General features: G+C 66.0%; 12 protein-coding genes and 1 pseudogene. 3 read left to right on the forward strand and 10 right to left on the reverse strand.

Going from position 1 to position 13,833, the window contains the following annotated elements; translation table 11 throughout:
- Nucleotides 1-32 precede the first annotated feature (32 nt).
- The 5 genes from ACZ5YA_RS30325 to ACZ5YA_RS30345 all read right to left on the reverse strand — a co-directional run bounded on the left by ACZ5YA_RS30325 (nt 33) and on the right by ACZ5YA_RS30345 (nt 5,781).
- On the reverse strand, nt 33-431 hold the full coding sequence (locus tag ACZ5YA_RS30325) for an ASCH domain-containing protein (RefSeq protein ID WP_059374890.1): 399 nt from the start codon (nt 429-431) through the stop codon (nt 33-35).
- Nucleotides 428-2,572 carry a phosphocholine-specific phospholipase C gene (locus ACZ5YA_RS30330; protein WP_464091648.1) on the reverse strand — a complete coding sequence of 715 codons (2,145 nt, stop codon included), beginning with the start codon at nt 2,570-2,572 and terminating at the stop codon, nt 428-430. Before ACZ5YA_RS30330 ends, ACZ5YA_RS30325 begins: the two co-directional genes overlap by 4 nt.
- A gap of 43 nt (nt 2,573-2,615) precedes the next feature.
- A complete protein-coding gene (locus ACZ5YA_RS30335; protein WP_059374886.1) occupies nt 2,616-3,332 on the reverse strand; it encodes an IclR family transcriptional regulator in 717 nt (238 codons plus the stop codon).
- A gap of 18 nt (nt 3,333-3,350) precedes the next feature.
- On the reverse strand, nt 3,351-4,247 hold the full coding sequence (locus ACZ5YA_RS30340; protein ID WP_306633781.1) for an NAD(P)-dependent oxidoreductase: 897 nt from the start codon (nt 4,245-4,247) through the stop codon (nt 3,351-3,353).
- Between the two features lie 79 nt (nt 4,248-4,326).
- Entirely contained in the window at nt 4,327-5,781 is a 1,455-nt protein-coding gene (locus tag ACZ5YA_RS30345; protein ID WP_059374882.1) for an aldehyde dehydrogenase, read from the reverse strand.
- A gap of 172 nt (nt 5,782-5,953) precedes the next feature.
- Here ACZ5YA_RS30345 and ACZ5YA_RS30350 point away from each other — a divergent pair, with 172 nt between their 5' ends.
- The 3 genes and pseudogenes from ACZ5YA_RS30350 (at nt 5,954) to ACZ5YA_RS30360 (ending at nt 8,461) form a co-directional block, all read left to right on the forward strand.
- On the forward strand, nt 5,954-6,922 hold the full coding sequence (locus tag ACZ5YA_RS30350) for a tripartite tricarboxylate transporter substrate binding protein (RefSeq protein ID WP_059374874.1): 969 nt from the start codon (nt 5,954-5,956) through the stop codon (nt 6,920-6,922).
- A gap of 396 nt (nt 6,923-7,318) precedes the next feature.
- Nucleotides 7,319-7,462, forward strand: a pseudogene (locus tag ACZ5YA_RS30355) (tripartite tricarboxylate transporter substrate binding protein); the annotation flags it as partial.
- 186 nt (nt 7,463-7,648) lie between these two features.
- Nucleotides 7,649-8,461 (forward strand): N-acyl homoserine lactonase family protein, encoded by an 813-nt coding sequence (locus ACZ5YA_RS30360; protein ID WP_464092879.1) that lies wholly within the window; start codon nt 7,649-7,651, stop codon nt 8,459-8,461.
- A gap of 39 nt (nt 8,462-8,500) precedes the next feature.
- Here the strand turns inward: ACZ5YA_RS30360 and ACZ5YA_RS30365 are convergent, their stop codons facing one another.
- The 5 genes from ACZ5YA_RS30365 to ACZ5YA_RS30385 form a co-directional block, all read right to left on the reverse strand.
- Entirely contained in the window at nt 8,501-9,346 is an 846-nt protein-coding gene (locus tag ACZ5YA_RS30365) for a branched-chain amino acid aminotransferase (RefSeq protein ID WP_118931856.1), read from the reverse strand.
- 86 nt (nt 9,347-9,432) lie between these two features.
- A complete protein-coding gene (locus ACZ5YA_RS30370) occupies nt 9,433-10,458 on the reverse strand; it encodes an ABC transporter substrate-binding protein (protein WP_059374835.1) in 1,026 nt (341 codons plus the stop codon).
- 105 nt (nt 10,459-10,563) lie between these two features.
- On the reverse strand, nt 10,564-11,547 hold the full coding sequence (locus ACZ5YA_RS30375) for a branched-chain amino acid ABC transporter permease (RefSeq protein WP_059374833.1): 984 nt from the start codon (nt 11,545-11,547) through the stop codon (nt 10,564-10,566).
- Nucleotides 11,544-12,431, reverse strand: coding sequence for a branched-chain amino acid ABC transporter permease (locus ACZ5YA_RS30380; protein WP_118931855.1), 888 nt, complete (start codon nt 12,429-12,431; stop codon nt 11,544-11,546). Before ACZ5YA_RS30380 ends, ACZ5YA_RS30375 begins: the two co-directional genes overlap by 4 nt.
- A 146-nt stretch (nt 12,432-12,577) precedes the next feature.
- Nucleotides 12,578-13,792, reverse strand: a complete 1,215-nt coding sequence (locus ACZ5YA_RS30385) for an ABC transporter substrate-binding protein (RefSeq protein ID WP_059374829.1) — start codon at nt 13,790-13,792, stop codon at nt 12,578-12,580.
- Nucleotides 13,793-13,833 lie beyond the last annotated feature (41 nt).

A 13,833-nucleotide genomic window follows, 5' to 3' on the forward strand; every position in this document is an offset into this window, starting at 1 on the left:
AAGAGCCGGACGCCGCAAGGCGTCCGGCTTTTTTATCGTTCGAAGACTTCGACCACCCGGAAGCGTTCGCACGCCAGCATCATGTCCGGCGCATAGCCGCCGTTGCGGTCGAAATAAGCGATGTGCCCCTCGCGCCAGGTCTCGTACGGGCCTTCGCCTTCGGCCAGCGCGAACGCTTCGTCCACCTGGTCGAAGCGCTGGATCAGCACGCTGATGGTCTCGATGACGCAAGCCGGGCGGCCCGAGCCGTCCAGTACCACGTCGCGCCGGCCGGCCTCGGGTACGGGTTCCTGTTCATTGAAGTCGCGCAACGCGCCGCAGGTGGCGGTCTTCGTGCCGGCCAGCACCAGGGCGAGCAGCTCATCGGCCAGCTCGGGCGAGTCGCCGAACTGGAAGGTCACGGCGTCTTCATAGGGGGCGGGTGGTTTCATGCCAGGGGTGTCCATTGCAGTATCAGCTCCTGCCCCATCGCGGGGTCGGAAGTGGAGGGCGCGCCAGTTTCGATGCGGCCGGCCAGGCGGCGTGTGTAGGCCGGGTCGCCGCTGTCGCGCACGGTCAGGTCATACCAGCCGGCGCTGCGGGCCATGTCCCAGGACAGGCTGACCGTCGCGCCGGGAGCGAGCGTGGCGCCGCCTTCCTGGGGGTAGCCATAGGCGTTGGCTTCGACCCGGAACGTGCGCGCCTGCGGGGTAGGGTTGCGCAGCGTCAGTTGCAGCGATGCGCCGGGTCCCTGATAGGCGGCCGATACTTCCAGCGAGGGCAGGCCGGCGCGGCCGGTGCAATGGCGATGGAAACCGTTGGGGCCCAGTACCCACAGATCGTAGCGGCCGTCGTCAGCTGCGGTCTGCCACGCGCCCTCCAGATGCTTGCCGGCCTCCACGGTGTAGCGGCGCGGGCCGCGTTCCAGATGCAGCCGGTCGTAGACGTGCAGCACGGCGCCCGCGGCGCCGCTGTTCTCGAAGCGCAGCGTGACGCTTTCAGCGTCCGCGCGCGCGTGGACCTGCAGCGCATAGGGCAGGGCGCGCGAGGGGCGCATGCCGGCCTGCTGCCGCGCCAGTCCGGGCTGCAGTGGCGCAGGGGGCGTGACCGTGCCGGGCAGCGCCGAAGCCTGGCCGGCGCGTTCGGCGGTGGCCGGAAAGCCGCTGAGCAGGTCCGCACCGTCCGGCGCGGCGAAGTCGAAGATCGAGGTCAGGTCGCCGCAGACCGCGCGCCGCCACGGCGAGATATTGGGCTCGGCCACGCCGAAGCGCTGCTCGACGAAGCGCAGCACGGACGTGTGGTCGAACACCTGCGAATTGACCCAGCCGCCCTTGGTCCAGGGCGACAGCACATACATGGGCACGCGCGGACCCAGGCCGTAGACGCCGTGCAGATGCGCCGGCGTGTCGTCTTTCTCCGCGCCGGCGACGATCTCGTGATACTCGCCGCGCGTGTCCACGGTGGACGCCCCGGCCGGCGCGCCCGAGGCCTCGCGCGAGGGTGGTGCGGGCGGCGGCATGTGATCGAAGAAACCATCGTTTTCGTCGAACATCAGCAGCAGGACGGTCTTGCTCCAGACCTCGGGGTTGGCCGTCAACGCATCCAGCACCCGGGCCGTGTAGTCGGCGCCTTGCGCCGGGCTGGACGGGCTGGGATGCTCCGAGCCGGCCTTGGTGGCGCAGATCCACGAGACCTGCGGCAGCGTGCCGTCCAGCACGTCCTGGCGCAGCAGATCCAGGTCGCGGGTGGTCAGCGCCTTGTCCTTCAACGCGGCGGCCGATCCCGGCACGCCGTGATAGGCGTCGCGATAGGCCTTGAACCCGGCGGTGGGATTCAAGGAGTAGTTGTCCGCCATGTTCTGGTAGATGCGCCAGCTGACGCCGGCCGCCTCCAGGCGTTCGGGATAGGTCGTCCAGGTGTAGGCGTGCGCCGGATCGCCACCCTTGAGCTTGTTGTAGGTATTGCCCAGCGCCGGACCGTTGCCTTGGCCCAGGCCGTCGTTGGTGCCGGTCCAGACGAACAGCCGGTTGGTGTTGGTGCCGCCGGTGAACGAGCAGTGATAGGCGTCGCAGACCGTGAAGGCGCGCGCCATGGCGTACTGGAACGGCATGTCCTCGTCCGTGAAGTACGCCATCGAATGGTTCTTCTTGGCGGCCGGCCAGTTGCCCATGCGGCCGGCGTCCCAGGCGTCCTGGGCGTTGGACCAGGTGTGCGGCGTGCTGGCCACGCGCAGGGTCTCGAAGGCCTCGCGCGTATCCAGATGGAAGGGCAGCACCGTGCGCGGCGCGCCTTCATCGGGTTTGTCGTTGTATTGCGCCCAGACGGTGCGATGGCGCGCAGCGGGGCTGTCCGGCACGGGGATGGGGAAGCGGTCGCCAAACCCGCGCACGCCGGCCAGCGCGCCGAAGTAGTGATCGAACGCACGGTTTTCCTGCATGAAGATGACGATGTGTTCGACGTCGCGGATCGTGCCCGTGCGCCGCGCCGCGGGGATCGCGAGCGCGCGGCGGATGGAGGCGGGCAGCAGCGCCAGGGCGCTGGCCGCGCCGGCGAGTGTCGCGCTAGCGCGCAGAAAATTGCGTCTGTTGCGCATCGCTAGTCCTTTTGTCCCGGAAGGCCGGGATGCATGCAGGCGGCTATCTGCCGGTCGGCCAGCGCCCGCCCAGGGATTGCGTGGCGGATGCCGCGGCTTCTTGCGCCAATTTGGACATTTTCTTGATGGCCGCGGGTGAGAAGCGCTCCTTCGGACCGGACAGCGATATGGCTCCGCAGATGTCGCCATCGGGGCCGAACACCGGACTGGCCACGGCCGCGCAATTGGGGTCGCGTTCGCCCATGGACGTCAGCACGAGGCCGGCTTGCGCGGGCGCCTGCTGGTCGACCAGGTAGGCCGTGATCAGCCGGCCCGCCGCGCCCTTGTTCAGCGGCAGCAGGTCTCCCACGCGTATGCGGTCTAGCGTAGAGTGATGCGAATCCACCCGCAACAGGCAGACGCGGGATTGCGCATCGTGGTAGGCGTGGAACGAGGCGCTCTCGGTGCCTTTGTCCACCAGCGCTTGCAGCAGCGGCAGGATGGTCTCGGTCAGGCGGTAGGTGGCCTCATAGGCGCGGCCGAGATGATGCGCGTACGGACCCAGGGCATAGCGGCCATCGGCGCGGCGCACGACCAAGGCTGCTTTCTCAAGCGAGGCAATGAGCCGCAAGAGCGTGCTCTTGTAGAAGCCCGTGGCCCGGGAAAGGTCGGCAAGCGTGATCGGATCGGTGCGTTGCGCGATGGCCCCGACGATGGTCAGGGCGCGTTCGACGGCGGCGACGCCGTCGGTGGAATTGTCCTGAGTAGGGGTACGACTCATTGGATGGCAGGGGAGTGATTAGGAGGTGGTTCCCGACTCCGCATCGATGACCTGGCTGATGATCGGAAAATAGCGGTTGCCGTGTCCCTGGGCGAGCGCGGTGTCGAACCAATGGTCTACGTTGCGCGCGCCTAGCGCCCGTATGCCGGTTTGATCGGCCAGCGCCAGCGCATAGCGCAAATCCTTGCGGGCATAGTCCACGGGGAAGGCTTTTTCGGGAAAGTCTGCGGGCAGAATAGCCTTTAAGCCGTGGTTGCGCAACGCGAAGCTATCGGCCGATCCACGCGTGAAAGTCTCCAGCAGGACCCGTGGATCGACGCCCGAACGGCGCGCGATGGCGCGGGCTTCGGACAGGGCCACCACGGTCTCGAACAGCACCATGTTGTTCAGGATCTTCACGACCTGGCCGCTGCCGACCGGACCGCAGTGCGTGATTTCGTTGGCGAAGGTCGAGACCAGCGGCTTGACTCGGGCGAAGGCTGCGGCGTCGCCGCCGATCATGACCGAGAGCGTGCCGGCTTCCGCTGCCGCGCGCGTGCGGGCGACGGGGGCGTCAATGAAGGTCGCGCCCTTGGCCGCGAACTCCGCCGCCAGTTCGCGCGTTACATCGACCGGCGACGTGCTCAGATCGACGATGAACTGGCCCGCGCGCGCGCCGGCCAGCAGTCCGCCTGCGGCACGCGCCAACTGCGCCACGACTTCGCCGGACGGCAGCGACAGAAACACCACGTCGCAATCGTGCATGATCTGCGCGGCGCTCGCCTCGGTCACGCCATGCGAGGCCAGGCGGCGCAGGGGGGCAGGATCGTTGTCGCAGCCCAGCACCGGCAGTCCGCATTTGACGGCCAGGTTGCGGCAGATGGGTTCGCCCATGACGCCCAGGCCAATGAAGCCGGCACGTTGAAATTCAGCCATTTGGAAAGTCTCCGATAGAAGAAGCAGGGGGGGGGCCGCTGGCGCGGCCCGGTTCGATGAGGAAAAGGGGCGGCTGTGGCTACATGCCGAAGTAGATGCCCTTGGATTGCTGGTACAGCCGTAGGCCGCTCACGCCTTTTTCACGGCCGATGCCGCTTTGCTTGAAGCCGCCGAACGGGGTCGAAATCGAAAGCTGCTTGTAGGTGTTGATCCACACGCTGCCCGCCTCCAGGCGCTTGGCGATGCGCCAGGCGCGGCGGTAGTCCGCTGTCCAGATGCCGGAGGCCAGGCCGTAGGCGCTGTCGTTGGCCTGATCGACCAGGTCGTCTTCGTCCTCGAACGTCAGCGCGCATAGCACCGGCCCGAAGATCTCCTCGCGCACCACATGCGCGTCACGCGCCAATCCCGCCAGCACGGTAGGAAGATAAAACGCGCCCGTCTGCAGCCCGGCGTCGTCGGGGCGTTGTCCGCCCAGCAGCACCTGGGCGCCTGCGCGGCGGGCAGAGTCCACCATGGCCTCGATCCTGCCGCGATGGCCGAACGATGCGATCGGTCCCATCTGCGCGCCTTCCGCGTCGGGCAGGTCTACCTTGAGCGCGCTGGCGCGGGCGACCAGCTTCGCGATGAAGGACTCGGCAATGCTGCGCTGGACGTAGAGCCGCGAGCCCGCCACGCAAGACTGCCCGCTGCCTTCGAAGATGCCGCCGATGACGCCGTCTATCGCCGCGTCCTGATCCGCGTCCGCGAACACGATGTGCGGCGATTTGCCGCCGAGTTCCAACGCTACCGGCATCAGCTTCTCGGCGGCGGCATGGGCGATGGCGCGGCCGCTGGCGGTGCCGCCGGTGAACGACACCATGCGCACGCCGGGGTGTTCGACCAGGCGGCGGCCCACGGTCGAACCCAGGCCCGTCAGTACGTTGAGGATGCCCGGCGGCAGGCCGGCCTCCAGCGCGATGCGGCCCAGTTCCAGCGCCGGCGACGAGGTGACCTCGGACGGCTTGAGGATGACGGCGTTGCCGGCGGCCAGGGCAGGCGCGATCTTTTGCGCTTCCATCGTAAGCGGTGAATTCCAGGGCGTGATCGCCACCACCACGCCATACGGATCGTATTGCGTCATCGACAGATAGTTGCCGCGCGGCGGCGTGACTTCGGCTCCCAGCGTTTCGCAGACGCCCGCGTAGTAGCGGAAGGTGGCCGCGGCGCTGGCGACCTGGGCCTTGCATTCCGCCCAGACCTTGCCGTTCTCGATCATCTGCAGGCGCGCCAGCAAGGGTGCGTTGGCGTCCATGCCGTCGGCAATGCGTCGCAGGATCGCCGCGCGCTGGTGAGGCAGCATGTCGCGCCAAGCCGCGCGCCGCTGGGCTTGCCAGGCCGCATCCACAGCCTGGTCGACCTGCGCGTCGGATGCGGCGCTGATGAAGTAGTTGCGTGCGCCGGTGGCGGGGTTGATGGACTCGAAAGCATGGTCGCTTTGCGTAGCCCACTCCCCGCCGATCAGCATGGATTTCAGGGTTTCCGGGGTATCGGACATGAAGTTCTGTTCCTCTCTTGATGGCACGCCGCGAATGGGGCCGTGGCGTCGGACGAGCATTTATTCGTTGACATGCTCTGGCCGAAAAAATATAAAATAGAATAAATGTTCTGTCTAGAGGAACGATAAAAATATACCGCACGTCAATCGAAGGACAAGAGGAGACATCACAATGCAACGCAATTGGCTGCGCGCCCTGGCTTGTGCCGCGGCGCTGTTTGCGGGCACGGCACAAGCCGCGTCCTATCCGACCAAACCCGTGACCATGGTCGTGCCCTATCCGGCCGGCGGCGCCACCGATGTGGTGGCGCGCGCGGTGGCGGAAAAACTCACGCAGTCCTGGGGGCAGACCGTCATCGTCGAGAATCGCGCAGGCGCGGGCACGACGATCGGCGCCAGCGCGGTGGCGCGTGCGCAGGGCGACGGCTACACGCTGTTCATGACCACATCGGCGCACACGATCAGCGGCCATCTCTACGCCAAGCTCAACTACGACCCGGTCAAGGACTTTGCGCCGATCACGCTGGTGACCAAGGTGCCGCTGGTGCTGGTGGTCAATCCGTCCATCCCCGCCAAGAATCTGCAGGAATTTCTGGCCTATCTCAAGCGGGATGGCGCTTCGGTCAACTTCGCCTCTCCCGGCAACGGCACGGCCCAGCATCTGAGCGGCGAGCTGTTCAAGATCGCCACGCACTCCTCCATCACGCATGTGCCGTACCGCGGCGACGCGCCGGCCTTCACCGACCTGGCCGGCGGCCAGGTCCAGATGATGCTGGCCACCATCACCTCGGCCCTGCCGCTGATCGAATCCGGCAAGCTGCGCGCGCTGGCGGTGGCCAACGGCAAGCGGGTGCAGGCGCTGCGCGACGTGCCGACCTTTGCCGAGGCGGGCATGCCGGGCTTCGAGGCCGCCACCTGGTTCGGCCTGCTTGCGCCGGCATCGCTGCCCGCGCCGCAAGCGCAACGCATCTATCAGGACGTATCGAAGATCGTGGCGACACCCGAGATGCAGGCGCGCATCGAAGGCTTGGGTGGAGAAGTGGTCAACAGCACGCCGCAGGCCTTCGCGGCCTTCATGGCGCAAGAGCAGGAGAAGTGGGGCCAGGCCGTCAAGGCTTCCGGCGCCGTCGCCGCGCAATAACGGCGAAGAGGTCCGCAGCCGCGCGTCCATGTAGCGCGCGGCGCGGAATCCGACAACAACGGAGGAGACACATCATGCAAGTTTCGAAATGGCTCGCGGCAGGTTCGTTTGCTTTGCTGGCATTTGGTCCCCAATGGGCATGCGCCACCGGCTATCCCAACGCGCCGGTGACCACCGTGGTTTCGGTGCCTTTCATCCTGACGATCAATGCGGAGAATCCGCGTGTGGCCGGCGTGGTTGACGTCAAATCGCTGGTGGACCTGGCGCGCCGCAATCCCAATACCGTCAGCTACGGTTCGGCCGGCAACGGCAACCTGATGCACCTGGCAGGCAGCCCAGCTGGCGACCATGTCCGATACGCAGATGCTGCATGTCCCGTACCGGGGCGCGGCGCCGATGGAGGCGGGGTTGATGTCCAAGGAGGTGGATTTCGGCCTCGACACCTTGTCGGGCGTGCCGCTGATCAAGGCAGGCAAGCTGAAGGCGCTTGCCGTGTCCACGGCGCAGCGCTGGCATGACTTGCCGGAGGTGCCGGCAGTGGCGGAGCTGGGCTATCCGGGCTTCGACATTTCCTTCTGGGTCGGCATTTTTTTCCCCCAGCCCGCCTGGCGCTGCGCCTGGCTCACCAGGCGCACGCATTCGAGCATGGCGTCGTGGTGCGCAGCGGCAAGGGGTCCGAACTGCTGGAGGATCCGTTCGTGCAGAAAGCCTATTTGGGAGTTTGATATGGGCGATCCAAGGCGGGATGTGCTGCCGGAGTACGAGGTGTACGCCATCCGCTACGCGCGCATGCCGCGTCGGCGGCGCGACAATTTTCTGGGCGGCGACCCCCACGACGCCGACATGCCGATGGACTTCTTCGTCTGGCTGGTGCGTGGCGCCGGACGCGTCGTGCTGGTCGACACCGGATTCAATGCCGAGACGGCGCATAAGCGCCGCCGCGAGCTGATCCATTGTCCGATAGCGGCCTTGGCGCCGCTGGGCGTGCGGCCCGTGGACGTTCAGCACGTGGTCCTGACCCATCTGCATTACGACCATGCCGGCAATCTGGATCGTTTGCCGCGGGCGCGTTTCCATGTGCAGGATGGCGAAATGGACTACGCGACCGGCCGCTGCATGTGCTTCGAGCCGTTGCGGCATGCCTATGCCGTCGAGGACGTGGTCAGCCTGGTCCGGCATGTCTACGAGGACAGGGTCGTATTCCACGATGGCGATTCAGCGCTGTTGCCCGGCATCGGGCTGCTGAAGGTCGGCGGCCATACCAAGGGCTTGCAGGCCGTGCGGGTGCACACCGCGAGAGGCTGGGTGGTGCTGGCATCGGATGCCAGCCACTACTACGAGAACATGGACGCGGGCCGCCCTTTTCCCATCGTCTACAACACGGCGGAGATGTTGTCGGGATACGCCAGGCTGGTCGGGGCCGCGCAATCGGAGGAACACGTCGTTCCGGGCCATGATCCTCAGGTGCTGGAGCGCTATCCTTCCTGGCAGGGTTCGCCGCATGTGGCGGCGCTGCATCTGCCGCCACGGGCGGACTGATTCCAGCCCTGATCCCGCCCGTGGCGTGAGCCGCGGGCCTCAATGACGGCCGGTTTGCTCCGCGTAATCCATATACAGCTTGTGCGCGCGGCGGGCCATGGGGCCGTATTCGAGCTTGCGGTCTTCCACGCGGTTCACGTGCACCACCTTGCCGTAGTTGCCGGACGAGAATACTTCGTCGGCTTCCTCGATGTCGGCGCGGGTCAGGCTGCGTTCCTGCACGTCGACGCCGTCGGCCTTCAGCAGCGCCAGCACGCGGCGGCGCGTGATGCCATTCAGAAAGGTGCCGTTGTCGGCCGGCGTGGACACCACGCCGTTCTTGGCGATCCACAGGTTGCTGGTGGCGAACTCGGCGATGTTGCCCGCGCCGTCCAGCATGATGGCGTTGTCGAAACCCTTCTCGGCGGCTTCGCGGATGGCGCGCTGGCCGTTGGGGTACAGGCAGGACGCCTTGGCGTCGGTGGGCGCCATGTTGGGCCAGGAACGCGCAAAGCTGGAGAAGCAGGCGGAGAAGCCCTGGTCGCCCGGCATCGGCACCTTGAACACGTGCAGCACGAACTGGGTCTTGTCGGCGTCCGGCAGCAGGAAGCCGTCGGCGCAATAGAACATCGGTTTGATGTAGAGTTCGCTGCCCTGCGGGAACTTCGCCACCGCCTGCAGGCAGAGCTTTTGGATCTCTTCCCAGCCGATCTGGGGCTTCATCAGCATTTTTTCGGCCGAGCGCACCACGCGTTGGCAGTGCAGATCCAGGTCGGGCGTCAGGCCGCGGAATGCGCGCGCGCCGTCGAACACCATGCTGGCCATCCAGAAGGCGTGGTCGGCGGGGCCGAGCAGTTTGGGGTTTTCAGTGGTCCAGTGACCGTTGTGCCAGAACAAGGCATCCATGGTTGTCTTCCTTCACTTGAATTGGGGTGGCGCTATCGGCGCGCCGAAACGTCAGGATACATGAGGCGGCTGCCGGCTTCCCGGCATCATTCGCGCGCCAGCGCCGCTTGCACGCGGTCGGCTGCCTGGGCCGGCATCCATTGCCGCCAGACCGGGCCGTATTGCTTGAGGAAATAGCGCGCGGCGTCCTCGGGTTCTTTGCCTTCGTTTTCCAGCCAGCCCAGGGTGGCGTCGATGGCGTCGCCGGGTACCGTCAGCTTGCCCAGGAATTCGGCGATCTGCGGCGCCTGTTTCGCGAACTCGGCATTCACGCCCGTGACGACGGGGTTGGGTTTGAACTCGGTGGGCACGGGATTCGCGCACTTGGGATCGGTCATGCAGGTGTAGGCGGCCTGGTCGAACGCGGGCAGTTCCAGCTTCACCAGATCCAGCGCGCCGACCAGCGAAGTGGGCGTCCAGTAGTAGAAAACGATGTCGCGCTTGCGCTTGTAGGCGGACACGATGGCGGCTTTCTGCGCAGCGCCGGAGCCGGGCGCGAACATCGCATAGTCCTTTTCAAGCTTCAAGGCGCGCAGCAGGTTCTCGTTCAGGGTGCCGCAGGCCCATCCTGCCGGACAACCGTAGATCCGGCCGCGGCCGGGTTCCTCGGGATCGGCGAAGACGTCCTTGAAGCGTGCCAGGTCGGCTGCCGACTTCAAGCCGGGATGGCGCTCGACGGTGTAGCGGGGCACGTACCAGCCTTCGCCGGCGTCGTAGACGTGGCCCACGCCCAGCACCTTGCCGCTGGCCAGGGCCTTCTTCCATGCGCCCTCGATCTGGCCGGGCCACACTTCCGGGGTGACGTCGACGTCACCGCGTTGCAGCGCCGCCAGCATGGGCAGGGTTTCGCCGATTTCGACCGTGGTCTTGCAGCCGTAGCCGTGTTCCAGCACGTAGCGTTCGATGCCGGCCAGCACCAGGTTGGATTCCCAGTTCAGGCCGCTGAAGCGGACCGGCCGTTTGACTTCGCATACGGGCGCGGCGGCATCCGCGGCTTGCGCAGCCGGGGGAAGAAGGGCGGCGGCCAGCGCCAGGGCGCCAAGGACGGGGGCGAGCGGATGCGGTTTGCGCATGGTCAGGCACCTGTTTGGTTGGGTGCCGTTCATTGTACGGGCGGCAGCGGCCTCGCCAAATGAAACGGGGCCGCATAACGCGGCCCCGTGCTTGCGCTGCCAGGATCAGGCGCGGGCGGCGCGCCGGCGATCGATGAAGGCGCCGACCTCGCCCACGATGCCGCGGCGGAAGGCCAGCACGCAGATCACGAAGATCAGGCCGATCACGATGGTGACCGATTCGCCCAGGCGCAGGAACCAGTCCACGCCGGTCAGGTTGGCCATCATCTGGCCGAAGTCGCCCACCTTGTTTTCCATCAGCACCACGATGAAGGCGCCGAGGATGGGACCGGTCAAGGTGCCGAGTCCGCCGATCAGCGTCATCAGGATGACCAGGCCGGACATCTGCCAGGTGGCATCGGACAAGGTGGCCGACACGAAGACCAGGGTCTTGGTGGCGCCCGCCAGGCCGGCCAGCGCTGCCGACAGCACGAAGGCCAGCAGCTTGAAGCGGTCGACGTCGTAGCCCAGCGAGATGGCGCGCGGTTCGTTTTCGCGCAGCGCCTGCAGCACCTGGCCGAAGGGCGAGTTCACCGTGCGCCAGATGATGAAGTAGCCAATGATGAAGATGGCCATCACCACGTAGTACAGGTTCAGGTCCTTGGACAGGTCGATCAGCCCGAACAGGGTGCCGCGCGGCACGCTCTGCAGGCCGTCCTCGCCGCCGGTGAACTTCGCCTGGAGGAAGAAGAAGAACACCATCTGCGACAGGGCCAGGGTGATCATGGCGAAATAGATGCCGCTGCGGCGGATAGCGATGGCGCCCATCGCCAGACCCAGCAGCCCCGCCACGGCCACGCCGAACAGCAGGCCGATCTCGGTGGGGAAGCCCCACACCTTGAGCGCGTGGCCGGTGGCGTAGGCCGCGCTGCCCAGGAAGGCGGCGTGGCCGAACGACAGCAGCCCGGTGAAACCCAGCAGCAGGTTGAATGCGCAGGCGAAGAGCGCGTAGCACATGATCTTCATGGCGAAGATCGGATAGACCCCGATGAAGGGAAGAATGGCCACCACGATGGCCAGTACCGCATAGCCCAGGAATTGACGATTCATTTTTCTTTTCCGAACAGCCCGGCCGGGCGGATCAACAGAACGATGGCCATGATGATGAACACGACCGTGCTGGAGGCCTCGGGCCAGAACACCTTGGTCAGTCCTTCGATCACGCCCAGGCCCAGACCGGTCACGATGGCGCCCATGATGGACCCCATGCCACCGATCACGACCACGGCGAACACGACGATGATGAGGTTGGAGCCCATCAGCGGAGAAATCTGCAGCACGGGCGCGGCCAGCACGCCGGCAAAGCCCGCCAGCGCCACCCCGAAGCCATAGGTCAGGGTGATCATGCGCGGCACGTTCACGCCGAAGGCCTCGACCAGGCGGGGGTTTTCGGTGCCGGCGCGCAGCAGGGCGCCAAGGCGGGTGCGTTCGATGACGAACCAGGTTGCCAGACACACTGTCAGGGAGGCTGCCACGACCCAGCCGCGGTAATTCGGCAGGATCATGAAGCCCAGGTTGGTGGCGCCGCGCAGCGCGTCAGGCGTGGGGTAGGGCTGACCCGAGACGCCGTAGAAGCTGCGGAACAGGCCTTCTATCAGCAGCGTCAGGCCGAAGGTCAGCAGCAGCCCGTACAGGTGATCCAGCTTGTACAGGTGCCGCAGCAACAGCTTTTCTATGATGATGCCGAACAGCCCGACGACCAGCGGCGCCAGGATCAGCATGATCCAATAGTTCAACCCCAGGTACGACAGCCCCATCCAGGCGATGAACGCGCCCAGCATGTAGAGCGCGCCGTGCGCGAAGTTGATGACGTTCAGCAGCCCGAAGATGACGGCCAGCCCGAGCGACAGCATGGCGTAGAAGGAGCCGTTGACCAGGCCTAGCAATAGCTGGCCGAACAAGGCCTGTATGGGGATGCCGAAAATGTCAGTCATCTTATGAAAATCCTGCGCGTACGGAGGGAAGCGAGCTAATCAAAACGCGGCCCGGCCAAAACGTGGCTCGGCCAAGACGCGGCCCGGCCAAAACGCGGCCCGGCGCATAGGTTCGCCGGGTCGCGTCTGGGGGCACGTGGGCTGGATTACTTCTTGACCAGCTTGCAGGTGGACTCGGACAACTTGGTGTAGACCTCGTCGCCAGGCAGCGTCGCCACGACCTTGTAGTAGTCCCACGGGGCCTTGGATTCGGCCGGCGTCTTGACCTGCATCAGATACATGTCGTGGATCATGCGGCCGTCTTCGCGCACGTAACCGCCTTGCGCGAAGAAGTCGTTGACCTTGTTCGACTTCATCCACTTCATGACGGCGTCGCCGTCGTCCGTGCCGGTGGCCTTGATGGCGTTCAGATAGAAGGCCGTGGCCGAATAGTCGCCCGCCTGCAGCATGGAAGGCTTGCGGCCGACCTTGGCTTCGAACTTCTTGGACCAGGCGCGCGAGGCGTCGGATTGGTCCCAGTACCAGCCGTCGGTCAGGTACATGCCTTGCGTGGCTTGCAGGCCCAGCGCGTGGACGTCGTTGATGAAGACCAGCAGGCCGGCCATCTTCATGGTCTTGGTCACGCCGAATTCATTGGCGGCCTTGATCGAGTTGATGGTGTCGCCGCCCGCGTTGGCCAGGCCCAGGATCTGCGCCTTGGAGGCTTGCGCCTGCAGCAGGAAGGACGAGAAGTCCGAGGCGCCCAGCGGCGCCCGCACCTGGCCCTTGACCTCGCCGCCCGCGGCCTTGACCACGGCCATGGTGTCGCGCTCCAGCGCGTGGCCGAAGGCATAGTCGGCGGTCAGGAAGAACCAGCTCTTGCCGCCGTCTTTCACCACGGCGGAACCGGTGCCGCGCGCCAGGGCGACAGTGTCGTAGGCGTAGTGCACGGTATAGGGCGAACACTGGGCGTTGGTCAGGTCCGACGCGCCCGCGCCGATCGCCATGAAGGGCTTCTTCTTCGCGGCGGCCACGCCGGCCATGGCCAGGCTGGTCGACGAGTTGGTGCCGGCGATGATGACGTCCACCTTCTGCTCGTCGAACCATTCGCGCACGCGCGCCGAGGCAACGTCGGCCTTGTTCTGGTGGTCCGCGGAGACGACTTCGATCTTCTTGCCGTTGATCGAACCGCCGGCGTCCTCGATCGCCATGCGCACGGCTTCCAGACCGGCCTTGCCGTCGATGTCCGAATACACGCCGGACATGTCAGTGATGAAGCCGATGCGGATGACATCGTCGGAGATACCTTGCGCGTGGGCGGGTGCCCCAGCAAATCCCAGGCCCGCCATGGCCAGTGCAGCAGTGATGGTGTGCAGCTTCATGGGATGACTCCTCTCTTCCCTACGGTGTAGTGTTGCCGGAA

The sequence above is a fragment of the Achromobacter sp. JCM 18799 genome (assembly GCF_055395645.1).

Excerpts from the sequence above, each read along its gene's own strand:
- ACZ5YA_RS30350 (WP_059374874.1), top strand. The coding sequence starts at position 5,954 with ATGCAACGCAATTGGCTGCGCGCCCTGGCTTGTGCCGCGGCGCTGTTT.
- ACZ5YA_RS30325 (WP_059374890.1), bottom strand. The coding sequence starts at position 431 with ATGAAACCACCCGCCCCCTATGAAGACGCCGTGACCTTCCAGTTCGGC.
- ACZ5YA_RS30360 (WP_464092879.1), top strand. The coding sequence starts at position 7,649 with ATGGGCGATCCAAGGCGGGATGTGCTGCCGGAGTACGAGGTGTACGCC.
- ACZ5YA_RS30340 (WP_306633781.1), bottom strand. The coding sequence starts at position 4,247 with ATGGCTGAATTTCAACGTGCCGGCTTCATTGGCCTGGGCGTCATGGGC.
- ACZ5YA_RS30375 (WP_059374833.1), bottom strand. The coding sequence starts at position 11,547 with ATGAATCGTCAATTCCTGGGCTATGCGGTACTGGCCATCGTGGTGGCC.
- ACZ5YA_RS30335 (WP_059374886.1), bottom strand. The coding sequence starts at position 3,332 with ATGAGTCGTACCCCTACTCAGGACAATTCCACCGACGGCGTCGCCGCC.
- ACZ5YA_RS30330 (WP_464091648.1), bottom strand. The coding sequence starts at position 2,572 with ATGCGCAACAGACGCAATTTTCTGCGCGCTAGCGCGACACTCGCCGGC.
- ACZ5YA_RS30365 (WP_118931856.1), bottom strand. The coding sequence starts at position 9,346 with ATGGATGCCTTGTTCTGGCACAACGGTCACTGGACCACTGAAAACCCC.
- ACZ5YA_RS30370 (WP_059374835.1), bottom strand. The coding sequence starts at position 10,458 with ATGCGCAAACCGCATCCGCTCGCCCCCGTCCTTGGCGCCCTGGCGCTG.
- ACZ5YA_RS30380 (WP_118931855.1), bottom strand. The coding sequence starts at position 12,431 with ATGACTGACATTTTCGGCATCCCCATACAGGCCTTGTTCGGCCAGCTA.
- ACZ5YA_RS30345 (WP_059374882.1), bottom strand. The coding sequence starts at position 5,781 with ATGTCCGATACCCCGGAAACCCTGAAATCCATGCTGATCGGCGGGGAG.
- ACZ5YA_RS30385 (WP_059374829.1), bottom strand. The coding sequence starts at position 13,792 with ATGAAGCTGCACACCATCACTGCTGCACTGGCCATGGCGGGCCTGGGA.